This is a genomic window from Sphingomonas sp. BK345, assembly GCF_014193845.1.
GTDB lineage: Bacteria > Pseudomonadota > Alphaproteobacteria > Sphingomonadales > Sphingomonadaceae > Sphingomonas.
Window position 1 is genome coordinate 83,874 of sequence record NZ_JACHZX010000005.1, and the last position, 12,341, is coordinate 96,214.

Consider the following 12,341-nt stretch of genomic DNA (forward strand, 5'->3'; position numbering starts at 1 on the left):
TGGATCCTGAAACAAGTTCAGGATGACGCCAGCGCGTGAGGGGGGCGCCGGAGGGCGAGGAGAGGCGCGCGTCTCCCCGAGCCGCCTCACCCCACCTCTCCCGCCGCCCGCGCGCGGACCTCGCGAGTCCGCTCCGCCTCGGGCACCAGCCGGTAGGCCGCCACGCCCGCGGCCACGCCGAGCGGCACCACCGCGAGCAGCGCCAGCATCCCGGTCGACAGGCTGCCGCTCAGCGTGGAGATCCGCCCCGCCAGATACGGCCCGAGCGCCAGCCCGAGCAGCGTAGTACCGATGAAGAAGGTCGCCGTCGCCGTGCCACGCATTCGCGGCAGCACCAGGTCCTGCGTCGCCGCGGCGGCCGAGCCCAGCCCCCAGCTCGCCAGATATTGCGACGCGAACAGGCACAGGTAGAGCGTCAGCGGCGCACTCGCGGTGAAGCCGATCACGAGGAAGGGCACCGGCAGCACCGCGCCGCACAGAACCGGCACCAGCCGCCCGGACGGGTTGGTCCGCCGCAGCCGGTCCGCGATCAACCCGCCGCTCGTCACTCCGAGGAAGCCCGACAGCGCCGCGCCGCCGCCTAGGATCAGCCCGGCCTGCGCCGGCGACACCGCGAGCGCGCGCATCGCATAAGGCGCTGCCCAGAAGGAGGCGGCGTAGCTCAGGAAGGCGTTGAGCCCATAGGCCACCACCACGCACAGGAAGGCGGGGGTGCCGACGATCAGCGCGAAGGTCGGCGGGTCGCGCCGGCGCAGCGCGCTCGCCCAGGAGAAGACCGCGTACACGCCGGTGCCGACCGCGATCCACTGCGGCAGCGGCTCGCCCAGTGAGCGCAGCAGCACCACCGACGCGACCACCGCCGCCAGCGCGACGAGGTTGACGGCCAGCGCGCCGACTCCGCGCCGCGCCGCCGCGATCAGCGTGAGCGGGGGCAGGATCGTCAGCAGCTCGCTGGCGAAGGCGCGGAAGGGCGCAGGATGCGGCGGGGGCGGGGGCAGCGCCTCGACCGCGCCGCGCACCGGCTCGCGCAGCGTTGCCACCAGCGCGGCGAGCAACAGGCCGGGCAGCCCGACCGCGAGGAACGCGGCCTGCCAGCCGGCGAGCCCGAGCGGCGGGTCGACCGGGAAGGCGCGCTGCCAATGCTGCACCACCAGCCCGCCGACCAGCAGCGAGCAGCCCCCGCCGACGTAGATGCCCGCCGAGTAGATCGACAGCGCCGTGGCGCGCAGCTTGCGCGGGAAATAGTCCGAGATCAGCGAGTAGGCCGAGGGCGACGCGGTGGCCTCGCCGACCCCGACGCCGACGCGCGCCGCGGCGAGCTGCGCGCCCCCGTTCGCCAGCCCCGAGAGCGCGGTCATGGTCGACCACAGCGCCAACCCGATCGTCATGAGCCGGACGCGGTGCCAGCTGTCGGCGAGGCGGCCGAGCGGGATGCCGAACAAAGCGTAGAAGACGCCGAAGGCGGTGCCGTAGAGGAAGCCCAGGTCCTCGTCGCGCAGGTGAAGGTCGCGCTTGATGTCCTCGGCGAGGATGGAGATCACCTGCCGGTCGACGAAGTTGAGGATGTAGACGACGAACAGGATCGCGAGCACGTACCACGCATAGCCGCTCGCGCGCTGGTCGCCGTCCGGGGTCATGCCCGTTCCCTCCCGATCTTTGTCGTTGTGACGAGCGTAACAGAGGCGGGCGGAGAGGGAAGGGGGCGCCGCCGATATGGGGCGGGGCGGTGGCGCGGGATGTCGCGCCACCACCTCGTCCAGCGTCATCCTGAACGCGCCTCAGAATCCACCGGGCCGCACGTTCGACCGTTCGCGCGAGACGACCCCGCCGCCGCGAGCCCGTGCCCCGGCGCAGGCCGGGGCCCAGTTGGGAAGGCCGGTGTGCGAGCCATCCGCGTCGCCCAACTGGGCCCCGGCCTTCGCCGGGGGCATCGTGGCACTCTGGGCAGATCGACATGCCATGGAAAGGAGCTTTTCCGCCCCCCTACACTCGCGCCTCACCCACCCGCCTCATTGCGCCCGCGACACTTTCGTCCATGATCGCGCGCGTTCCATCCCCCGCGGAGTCGTCCCCATCGTGCGTCCAGCGCTCTCCCGTCTCGCTCTCTGCCTCGCCCTGCTCGCCGCCCCCGTCGCCGCGCAGCAGCCGCCCGCCGCCGCGGCGGACGGTCCCACCCGCCTCTTCACCGGCGCCGACCTGTTCGGCCTGTCGGTCGCGAGCGACCCGCAGATCAGTCCGGACGGGAAGACGATCGTCTACGTCCGCCGCTCGGGCGACATCATGACCGACCGCATGGCCTCCTCGCTGTGGCTGATCGACGTCGCCAGCGGGCGCCAGACCCCGTTCGCCACATCGGGCAGCTCGCCGCGCTGGTCGCCCGACGGCACCCGGATCGCCTATGTCGCGGGCGACGGCGAGCAGTCGCAGCTGTTCGTGCGCTGGCTCGCGAGCGGCAGCAGCGCGCGCGCCACCTCGCTGCCCGGCGACCCGAGCGCGCTCGCCTGGTCGCCCGACGGCACCCGCCTCGCCTATGTCGCCACCGTCGCGGGCGAGGGCACGACGCTCGGCAAGCCCCCAGCCAAGCCCGAGGGCGCGAAATGGGCGCCGGGGTTGGCGGTGATCGACCGCGTCACCTATCGCAACGACGGCCCCGGCTATCGCAAGCCGGGCTATGCGCATGTCTTCATGGTCGCGGCGGACGGCGGCGCGGCGCGCCAGCTCACCTTCGGCCGCTTCGACGACGATGGCCCGCTGGCGTGGAGCCCCGACGGACGCCGGATCCTGTTCGCCGCAATCCGCGCCGGCGACACAGAGCGCGAGGTGCTCAACACCGACGTCCAGTCGGTCGACGTCGCCACGGGCGCGGTCACCGCGCTGACCACGCGCCAGGGGCCGGACGCCAACGCGCGTGTTTCGCCCGACGGCCAGCGAGTCGCCTGGATCGGCTTCGACGACCACCGCCGCGGCTATGAGGACGCGCAGCTCTACGTCGGCGGGGCCGACGGCAGCGCGCCGCGCTTGCTCACCGGCGCGCTCGACCGCAGCGTCGAGGACGTGCAATGGGCGCGAGACGGGCGCAGCCTCTACGCCAGCTACGACGACCGCGGCCAGCGCAAGCTCGCGCGCGTCGGCACCGACGGCAAGCTCAGCGTGATCGCCGACAATCTCCAGGGCAGCGGGCTCGACCGGCCCTACACCGGCGGCGACTTCTCGGTCGCGCGCGACGGCACCGTCGCCTACACCGGCGGTGACGCGGGGGCGCCCGCCGACGTCTGGGTGCTCGCCGGCGGCAAGCCGCGCCGGCTGACGCAGCTCAACGCGGTGATGACCGCCGCCAAGACGCTCGCCCCCGTGCGCAAGCTGAGCGTCACCGCGCCCGACGGTCGCGCGATCGACGCCTGGCTCGCCACCCCGCCGACCCGCGCCGAAGGGCAGCGCGTGCCGCTGATCCTCGAGATCCACGGCGGCCCGCATTCGGCCTATGGCCCGACCTTCGCCAGCGACGTCCAGCTCTACGCCGCGGCGGGCTACGCCGTGCTGTGGGTCAACCCGCGCGGCTCGACCTCCTACGGCGCCCAGTTCGCCAACCTGATCGACAAGAACTATCCCTCCGCCGACTATGACGACCTGATGGCCGCTGTCGACGCCGCGATCGCCGACGGCACCGCCGACGCCGACGAGCTGTTCGTCACCGGCGGCTCAGGCGGTGGGGTGCTGACCGCCTGGATCGTGGGCAAGACTCACCGTTTCAAGGCGGCGGCGACGCAGAAGCCGGTAATTAACTGGATCAGCGAGGCGCTGACGATGGACAACACCACCTTCACCTCGCGCTACTGGTTCAGCAAGCTGCCGTGGGAGGATCCGATGAGCTACTGGGTGCGCTCGCCGCTCAGCCTGGTGGGCAACGTGACGACGCCGACGCTCGTGGTGGTGGGCAGCGAGGATTATCGCACCCCGGTGAGCGAGTCGGAGCAATATTATGCCGCGCTCCAGATCGCCAAGGTGCCGACCGCGCTGGTGAAGGTACCCGGCGCCAGCCACGGCGGCTTCACGTCGCGGCCGTCGCAGTCGGCGGCCAAGGCGGCGGCGATCCTCGCCTGGTTCGACCGCTATCGCGGGCGCGGCGGGGCGGCGCCGGCGAACTAAGCCTGGTGTGGGCCGTGGCGCCGACGCCGGCACCTCCGTCATCCCGGCCGCGAGCCGGGGTGACGGGCTCTACGCTCCCGGCCGTCCTCGACACCAACTCGGCCGCTGCGCGCCCGCCCCCTCGCGTCGGCTGCCCTAGGACATAGGTTAAGGTGTTTAATTTGAGCTATTTACGGCGCGGGACGTTGGCGGGGAAGGGTGAGAGCAATGAGGATGGAGCCTCGCGACGAGACCAGCCTGCTGGCGACGCTCGCGCGCAAGAACGCGGTGCTGGAGGGCATCAACCGGATCTTCCACGAGGCGCTTACCGCTCCTTCGCTTGAGGCGCTCGGGCGCGTCTGTCTGCGCGTCGCCGAGGATGTCACCGGCGCGTCGTTCAGCTTCATGGGCGAGATCGACCGCGCCACCGACCTGCTCGACGAGATCGCGATCAGCGAGCGGGGCTGGGCCGCGTTCGAGGCAGCCAAGAGCGATTGGCCGCGAGGCAAGGTGCCGACCGGGCTGGCCATCCACGGCCTGTACGGACGCGTGCTGCGCGAGGGACAGGGCCTGATCTTCAACGACGCGGCGACTCATGCGGATCGCATCGGCACGCCCGCGGGCCACCCGTCGCTGGAGAGTTTCCTCGGCGTGCCCCTTCACCAGAACGGCGCGGTGATCGGCATGGTGGGCCTCGGCAACCGCGCCGGCGGTTTCCGCGACGAGGACCTCGCCGCCGCCTTGGAGCTGGCTCCCGCGATCGTGCAGGCGCTGCACAGCAAGCGCGCCGAGATGGCGTTGCGCGACAGCGAGGAGCAGCGCCGCCTCACGCTCGAGCTGGTGCCCGCGATGCTGTGGCGAGTCGATCTCGCCGGCCTGCGCATCGCATCCAACCAGCAGTGGCACGCGATCACCGGCCAGACCGACGAACAGGCCTCGAACGGCGGCTGGATGGAGCTGATCCACCCAAGCGAGGCGGGCAAGGTGAGCCGCGCCTTCCGTCGCGCTTACGCCGCGGGCGAGCCCGTGACCGTGCAGTGTCGCGTTCGCCAGGCCGGAGGCGGCTATCGCGCGCTGCTGATCCGGCAGGTGCCGGTGCGCGACGGTGCCGGACAGATCACGCATTGGTTCGGCGCGGCGACCGACATCAGCGACATGCAATTGCTCGAGGAGCGCCAGCGCGTGCTCGTGGCGGAGCTGCAGCACCGCGTGCGCAACATCCTCACCGTGGTACGCTCCGTCTTCGCTCGCACGGTCGAGGGCGCGGAGTCGCTCGACGACGTCGCCGACCATTTCCGCGGACGGCTCGACGCGCTGGCGCGCACGCAGGTGAGCGCGACGCTCAACGCCAGCGGCACCGTTGACCTGGAAAATCTGATCCGCGACGAGCTGCTGAGCGTCGGCGTCAGCGATGGGCCCGGGCTCTCCATGTCGGGACCCGACGTGGCGCTGCCGGCGGGGCCGGTGGAACTACTCGGTCTCGCGATCCACGAGCTCGCGACCAACGCTTTAAAATTCGGCGCTTTTCGTGCGCCAGGAGGGTCGCTCTCCATCACGTGGGATGTTAATGTAGATGGAAGATCAGCGCGCCGTCTTGACCTTAGCTGGGTCGAGCAGGGCGTGCCTGCGATCCCGATCCGGCCGACGCGGCAGGGGTTCGGGACCGAGTTGATCGAGGAGGCTCTACCGTATCGGCTCGGTGCCGAGACGCGGCTCGAGTTCCGCGGTGGCGGTGTGCGCTGCACCATCGGGTTGCCGCTGGGCGGCGACGAGGAAGGGGCGTGACGATGCCGGGGCGACTCGCGGGCAAACAGATACTGGTCGTGGAGGACGAATATTTCATCGCCTCCGACCTGCGCCGCGCGCTCGCCGCCCAGGAAGCGCTGGTGATCGGTCCGGTGAGCAGCCTCGCCGCCGGACTGGATCTCGCCGAGCGCGAGGGGATCGCCGCCGCGCTGCTCGACGTGAACCTTGAGGGCGACTCGTCGCTCGCCATCGCCGACCGGCTCGCCGCGCGCGGCGTGCCGTTCGTGTTCGTCACCGGCTACGACGACTGGGCGCTGCCCGACGCCTATCGCCACGTGCCGCGTATCGCCAAGCCCTTCGCGGTGCCAACGGTGCTCGCCGCGCTCGACCAATTACTCGCATCGGAGGACGTGCCATGATCCGCGCCGCCACCATCATCGATGATCGTCAGCCCGCGCTGCAGCGGCTCGCCGCGCTGGCCCCGCTCGACGGCGAGGTGATCGACACGATCGTCGCGGCCGCCGGGCAGGCGCAGACGATCCGCGCGCGCCGCGAGCTGGTGAGCGAGGGGCGCGAGATCGCCGAGCCGCTGCTGCTGCTGCGCGGCTGGGCGGCGCGCGTGCGGCTGCTGCCCGACGGGCGGCGCCAGTTCCTCAGCTTCCTGCTGCCCGGCGATGTGGTCGGCCACTGCCCGCAGCCGCGCCCGGTCGCGGTGGCGACGATCGTTGCCCTCACCGACGTGCTGGTCTGCGCGGCCCCGCCCGCCGCACCCGGCTCGGTGCTGGGCACGGTCTATGCCGTGGGCGACGCGCTCGATCAGGCCTATGTGCTGGCGCACGTGACCCGGCTCGGCCGGCTCAACGCGCAGGAGCGGATCGGCGACCTGCTGCTGGAGCTGCACGAGCGGCTCACGCTCAACGGCATGGCGCGCGGCACCAGCTTCGACCTGCCGCTGACGCAGGAGACGCTCGCGGACGCGCTGGGGCTCACCTCGGTCCACGTCAACCGCATGGTGCAGCAGGCGCGGCGCGAGAACGACCTGCAGTGGAAGGGCGGTCGGGTCACGTTGCTCGATCCGCCGGGGCTCGCGCGCAAGATCGGTCGCGTGCCGGTGCGCGTGTCCGCCACGGTGGGGCCGCAGCCCGCGCGGGCGCGCTGAGGCAAGATCTACGCCGCAAGCGGGGAGGGCCTATCCCTCCACCCGCCGCGCGCCCGCCTCGCGCACCGCGGCGAGTGTGGGCCAGCCGTTGACCGCCATCAGCAGGTCGGCCTCGGCGAGCAGGCATTTGAGCACATGCGCGCAGCCCGCCGCGCCGCCGAGCGCGAGACCGTAGCTGTACGGTCGCCCGACGCCGACCAGATCGGCGCCGAGCGCTACCGCCTTCACGATATCGGTCCCGCTGCGCACCCCGCCGTCGAACCACACCGGGACGCGCCCCGCCACCGCCGCCGCCACGTCGGGCAGCAGGTCGATCGCGGCGATCCCGCCATTGGCCTGGCGCCCGCCGTGATTGGAGACATAGACCGCGTCGGCGCCGCCATCGATCGCGCGACGCGCGTCGTCGGGGTGGCACAGGCCCTTCAGCACGATCGGCAGCTCGGTCAGCGAGCGCAGCCACGGCAGGTCGTCCCAGGTCAGCACCTGGCCGAAGGTCGCCGCCCAGGTCATCACCGCGGCGCGGCGGTCTTCCTCGGGCGGCCGCGCGAGCAGGCGACGGAACACCGGGTCGCTGAAGTAATTGGCCAGGACGTGGCCGCGCAGCTGCGGGAAGTTGGCGGTATTGAGGTCGCGGGGGCGCCAGCCGGTGACCCAGGTGTCGAGCGTCACCACGATCGCGCGACAGCCCGCCGCCTCGGCGCGGCGCACCAGGCTGGCGGCGAGCTCGCGGTCGCGCGGCGTGTAGAGCTGGAACAGCGCGGGCGTGTCGCCGCCGGCGGCGATCACGTCCTCGAGCCGGTCGTTGGCGAGCGTCGAGGCGCACAGCGGCACGCCAGTCTCGGCCGCGGCGCGGGCGGCGGCGAGGTCGCCGTGCGAATCGGACGTGCACAGGCCGGTGACACCGATCGGGGCCATGAAGAGCGGCGAGGCGAGCCGCGCGCCGAACAGGTCGGCGGAGAGGTCACGCTGCGCGCTGTCGACCATCATCCGCGGCACCATGCCCCAGTGCGCGAAGGCGCTGGCGTTGCGACGCTGCGTCAGTTCATCGCCGCAGCCGCCCTGGACATAGGTGAGCAAGGAGGGCGGCATCGCCGCCTCGGCCCGCTGTTCAAGCGTGGCGAAATCGACCGGCCATTCGGGCACGATGCCCTCCAGCCCGGCGAGATAGATCGCCAGCTGATAGTCGCCGAACTGCGCCATCCCCGCTCTCCCTGTGTCCGCGTGGGCGTACGCCAATCCGGGAAGCGGTTCCACGCCGTTGCGACGGGGCGCGGACGCGAGAAGGGCCGGGATCGCTCCCGGCCCTTCCGCTGTTCGTCTGTGGCGAGCCCCGGCGAGCCGGGGCGTGCGTTCGTCGAGGCGCCCCGGCAAACCGGGGCAGGGGGCGTCAGGCGCCCGCGACCTCGGCGACGTCGACCTTGATCCCCGGGCCCATCGTCGAGCTGACCGCGATCTTCTTGACGTACTTGCCCTTGGCGCCCGACGGCTTGGCCTTCACCACCGCGTCGACCAGAGCGTCGAAGTTGCGGCGCAGGTCCTCGGCGCCGAAGCTCGCCTTGCCGATACCCGAGTGGATGATCCCGGCCTTCTCGACGCGATACTCGACCTGACCGCCCTTGGCGGCCTTCACCGCCTCGGCCACGTTCATCGTCACGGTGCCGAGCTTGGGGTTCGGCATCAGGCCCTTGGGGCCGAGCACCTTACCCAGACGGCCGACCACGCCCATCATGTCCGGGGTCGCGATGCAGCGATCGAAGTCGATCGTGCCGCCCTGGACCGTCTCCATCAGGTCCTCGGCGCCGACCACGTCCGCACCCGCGGCGCGCGCCTCGTCGGCCTTGGCGCCGCGCGCGAACACGCCGACGCGGACGGTCTTGCCGGTGCCGGCCGGCAGCGTGACGACGCCGCGGACCATCTGGTCGGCGTGGCGCGGATCGACACCGAGGTTCAGCGCGATCTCGATCGTCTCGTCGAACTTGGACGACGCGTTCTGCTTCGCCAGCGCGATCGCCTCGTCGACGCCGTGCAGCTTCTCACGGTCGATCGTCCAGGCCTTCTGCTTCTTGCTCACCTTCGCCACGGCCTCAGCCCTCCACCACTTCGAGGCCCATCGCGCGGGCCGAGCCTTCGATGATGCGGGTCGCCGCCTCGAGATCGTTCGCGTTCAGATCCTTCATCTTGGTCTGCGCGACCTCGGCCAGCGCCGAGCGGGTGATCTTGCCCGCGGACACCTTGCCCGGCTCCTTCGAGCCCGACTTCAGGTTGGCCGCCTTCTTGATCAGGAAGGTCGCCGGCGGCGTCTTCGTGATGAACGAGAAGCTGCGATCGGCGTAGACGGTGATCACGGTGGGCAGCGGCGAGCCCTTCTCCATGTCAGCGGTCTGCGCGTTGAACGCCTTGCAGAATTCCATGATGTTGACGCCGCGCTGACCCAGCGCCGGGCCGATCGGCGGCGACGGGTTGGCAGCGCCCGCGGGCACCTGCAGCTTGATATAGCCTGTGATCTTCTTTGCCATTCGTCTCACTCTGTTACTGGGCGCGCCCGAGGGAAGCGCCCGGTTCAAGTCTAGCGGTTCGTCCGGGCGCGGCCGCAGCCCCACCCTCCCGCGGCGTTCCATCGTGTGATGCGGTGGAAGCCAGCGCGCGTAGCCGAAGCGGGGTGCGTTGACAAGGTTTAGGGCTGCGACCCCGCACCTCCGCGCGCGCGATGAATTTCAACCGAATTGTACGTAATTTATCGTTTGCGCCGACCAGTTCTGTGAGCGTGATTATTGCCGAGGGCGGCGCCAAGTCGTAATCGCGAAATCATGGGCAGCTTCATCCCACGTACAGGAACGTCACGTGACGGTGCGCCGCTGTCGCTGAGTCGTACGCCACCCGACGATCTCGCGCCCTTCGTCGCACGCTTCTTCGTTACCATCTTCGATCGGCCTAGCGATGCCGTGCTCGAAGATTTCCTATTGCACGAAACAGCTTACATCCGCGTTCCGGTGATCGGCCAGTGGTCGACGATGATCGATGGCGCGTGGCGGGACTATGAAGGGCCGATGCTGTTCGGCGCGCAGCAGCGTCGCTTCCCGGTACGCTGCGTCGGTCCGATCGTCGCCGCGGGCTTCGCGATCCGGCCCGCCGGCTGGTTCGGCTTCAGCGACGCGACCGCGGACGAGTTGGCCGACCGACTCGTGCCGATCGTGCCGGGGCGGTGGAACGAGGCTTTGCGCTGGGCGTGCGACGACGTGCTCGACCAGGAGCAGACGTTCGCCCGGCTCCACCAGGTGGTGCGCGAGCATCTCGTCGTCCGCGCCGTGACGCCCGACATGATCAGCGCGCGCTTCGAGCGAATCGCGCGGGTCGACCCGACGCGGCCGGTCACGGAGATCGCCGCGGAGTTCGGGATCTCGGGGCGCAGGCTGGACCGCGCCGTGCGCCAGCATTTCGGCCACCTGCCCAAGACGGTGATGCGGCGCAGCCGCTTCCTCGACATGGCCGCGGTGATGCGCGGGCTCGCGGTGCCGACTGCCGACGAGCTGGCCGAGTTGCGCTTCTACGACGCCTCGCACCTCAACCGCGAGTTCCGCGAGTTCGTCGGCATGACCCCGGCACAGTTTCGCCGCACGCCGACGCCGCTGCTCACGCCGGGCCTGGAGGTGCGCCAGCAGCGCAAGCGCGCAGACCTCGCGCCGCACGCCCCCGCGCCGTGGCTGGCGGACGGGCAGGCAGCGCCCACGCTGGTGGAGATGCCGATCAGGGAAATGGGCATGCCGCCGGGCGGCTCCGCGGTCGCGGAGACGCAGAGCGCGGCCCGGCCGCGTTAGAACTCATCCAGCTCGGCGCCGCTCCCGCCCGAGCGAGAGCCCGGCACTTACTTGCTGCGCTCGACCTGCTCGAAGTCGAGCTCGACCGGCGTGGCGCGGCCGAAGATGCTGACCGACACCTTGACCTTCGACTTGTCGAAGTCGAGCTCCTCGACGGTGCCGTTGAAGCTCGCGAACGGCCCCTCGAGCACCTTGACGGCGTCGCCGATCTCGTAGTCCACCTTGACCTTGGTCTTGGGCGCGACCGCCGCCTCCTCCTTGGAGTTCAGCATGCGCGCCGCCTCGGCTTCCGAGATCGCCTGCGGTTTGCCCGAGGAGCCGAGGAAGCCGGTCACCTTGGGCGTGTTCTTGACGAGGTGATAGACGTCGTCATTCATGTTCAGCTTGGCCAGCACATAGCCGGGCATGAACTTGCGCTCGACCGCGATCTTCTTGCCGCGGCGCGCCTCGGTGACGGTCTCGGTGGGCACCTCGATCTGCTCGACCAGTTGCTCGAGTCCCATGCGGGTCGCCTCGGCCATGATCGAGTCGCGGACCTTGCCCTCGAACCCCGAATAGGCGTGGATGATGTACCAGCGCGCCATCGTCGTGCTTCCCGTCCTTACTTCGCCAGGCTCAGCAGCGCCTTGACCACGGCGTTGAAGAACGAGTCCACCGCCAGGAAGAACAGCGCCAACACCGTGGTCATCACCACGACCATCACCCCCGTCATCACCGTCTCGCGGCCGGTCGGCCAGACGATCTTGGCGGTCTCGGTGCGGACCTGTCGGATGAACTCGAGCGGGGTCGTCTTCGCCACGATACTGAGCCCTTGTTGAGCCGTGATAGAATATCCCGGCAGCGACCGGCATGGGCCCACTACCGCTTCCCCGCGAGTGGGAAGAGCGATGATAGACCGTCCGTGCTGTCGGAAGTGCGAGCGGACATAAGTTGGCCGCGGTGAAAAGGCAAGCGCGGTGGCGGTATAGGCGTCGCGATCGCTGCCATGAAGAAGGGGCCGGCGCGTCGCGGCACCGACCCCCTTTTCGCTATCCGTCGCTACTGACGGCGGGTCGCCCCTGGCGACCGCGCCCGATCAGTTGCTGTCGGAATCGTCGTTGTTGTCGTTGACGATCGCGATCACGCCGATCGCCGCGATACCGGCGGCGATGATGGCGCCGAACACGCCGGCGCCGGCGACCTGGCTGTCCTTCGACGTCGAGGTCGACGCGCGCGCGCCGGCCACCGACAGGCTGGCGGCGGGGTTCGCGGTGGCGGCGAGCGCCGGAGTGGCGACGAGGCTCAGCGCAGCGGCGCCGGCGAGAATGGAACGCATATGGCTACTCCCTTGGTGATTGACGTACGTCAGAGGTATAGGGCTATTACGCCGCGCTTGCGAACGCGCAAGCCGGAGAATCTATCCTTCGCCACCGTTCTGGGTTGGCAGGAGTGGAGGGACTCGAACCCACGGCCCTCGGTTTTGGAGACCGATGCTCTACCAACTGAGCTACACTCCT

Annotated in this window: 12 protein-coding genes and 1 tRNA gene; 5 read left to right on the forward strand and 8 right to left on the reverse strand. The window is 70.4% G+C overall.

Annotation, left to right across the window (positions count from 1 at the left end; translation table 11 throughout):
• Positions 1-86 precede the first annotated feature (86 nt).
• Complete coding sequence (locus FHY03_RS15625) at positions 87-1,637, reverse strand: MFS transporter (RefSeq protein ID WP_183931633.1); 1,551 nt, start codon at positions 1,635-1,637, stop codon at positions 87-89.
• Between the two features lie 439 nt (positions 1,638-2,076).
• Between FHY03_RS15625 and FHY03_RS15630 the strand changes: the two genes are divergently transcribed.
• The 4 genes from FHY03_RS15630 to FHY03_RS15645 all read left to right on the forward strand — a co-directional run bounded on the left by FHY03_RS15630 (position 2,077) and on the right by FHY03_RS15645 (position 7,030).
• A complete protein-coding gene (locus tag FHY03_RS15630) occupies positions 2,077-4,146 on the forward strand; it encodes a prolyl oligopeptidase family serine peptidase (RefSeq protein WP_409314210.1) in 2,070 nt (689 codons plus the stop codon).
• A gap of 207 nt (positions 4,147-4,353) precedes the next feature.
• Positions 4,354-5,910 carry a sensor histidine kinase gene (locus tag FHY03_RS15635; protein ID WP_183923525.1) on the forward strand — a complete coding sequence of 519 codons (1,557 nt, stop codon included), beginning with the start codon at positions 4,354-4,356 and terminating at the stop codon, positions 5,908-5,910.
• A 2-nt stretch (positions 5,911-5,912) separates the two neighbouring features.
• A complete protein-coding gene (locus tag FHY03_RS15640) occupies positions 5,913-6,290 on the forward strand; it encodes a response regulator (protein ID WP_183923523.1) in 378 nt (125 codons plus the stop codon).
• Positions 6,287-7,030, forward strand: coding sequence for a Crp/Fnr family transcriptional regulator (locus tag FHY03_RS15645; protein ID WP_183923521.1), 744 nt, complete (start codon positions 6,287-6,289; stop codon positions 7,028-7,030). The genes FHY03_RS15640 and FHY03_RS15645 overlap by 4 nt, the downstream gene beginning before the upstream one ends.
• 30 nt (positions 7,031-7,060) lie before the next feature.
• Here the strand turns inward: FHY03_RS15645 and FHY03_RS15650 are convergent, their stop codons facing one another.
• From FHY03_RS15650 to rplK, 3 genes are all read right to left on the reverse strand, one after another.
• Entirely contained in the window at positions 7,061-8,230 is a 1,170-nt protein-coding gene (locus FHY03_RS15650) for an alpha-hydroxy-acid oxidizing protein (RefSeq protein WP_183931635.1), read from the reverse strand.
• Positions 8,231-8,417: 187 nt separating this feature from the next.
• Positions 8,418-9,110, reverse strand: a complete 693-nt coding sequence (rplA, locus tag FHY03_RS15655) for a 50S ribosomal protein L1 (protein ID WP_132908955.1) — start codon at positions 9,108-9,110, stop codon at positions 8,418-8,420.
• 4 nt (positions 9,111-9,114) lie between these two features.
• Positions 9,115-9,546, reverse strand: coding sequence for a 50S ribosomal protein L11 (rplK, locus tag FHY03_RS15660; protein ID WP_132909404.1), 432 nt, complete (start codon positions 9,544-9,546; stop codon positions 9,115-9,117).
• A gap of 291 nt (positions 9,547-9,837) precedes the next feature.
• Here rplK and FHY03_RS15665 point away from each other — a divergent pair, with 291 nt between their 5' ends.
• Positions 9,838-10,845, forward strand: a complete 1,008-nt coding sequence (locus FHY03_RS15665) for a helix-turn-helix domain-containing protein (protein ID WP_183931636.1) — start codon at positions 9,838-9,840, stop codon at positions 10,843-10,845.
• 47 nt (positions 10,846-10,892) lie between these two features.
• On the opposite strand, the gene nusG is transcribed toward FHY03_RS15665, so the two are convergent.
• The 4 genes from nusG to FHY03_RS15685 all read right to left on the reverse strand — a co-directional run bounded on the left by nusG (position 10,893) and on the right by FHY03_RS15685 (position 12,341).
• The gene (nusG, locus tag FHY03_RS15670; RefSeq protein WP_183931637.1) at positions 10,893-11,429 is read right to left on the reverse strand and encodes a transcription termination/antitermination protein NusG; all 537 of its coding nucleotides are present in this window, start codon (positions 11,427-11,429) and stop codon (positions 10,893-10,895) included.
• Between the two features lie 17 nt (positions 11,430-11,446).
• Entirely contained in the window at positions 11,447-11,644 is a 198-nt protein-coding gene (gene secE / locus FHY03_RS15675; RefSeq protein WP_183923513.1) for a preprotein translocase subunit SecE, read from the reverse strand.
• A 276-nt stretch (positions 11,645-11,920) separates the two neighbouring features.
• The gene (locus FHY03_RS15680) at positions 11,921-12,160 is read right to left on the reverse strand and encodes a hypothetical protein (protein ID WP_183923511.1); all 240 of its coding nucleotides are present in this window, start codon (positions 12,158-12,160) and stop codon (positions 11,921-11,923) included.
• A gap of 105 nt (positions 12,161-12,265) precedes the next feature.
• A tRNA-Trp gene (locus FHY03_RS15685) sits at positions 12,266-12,341 on the reverse strand.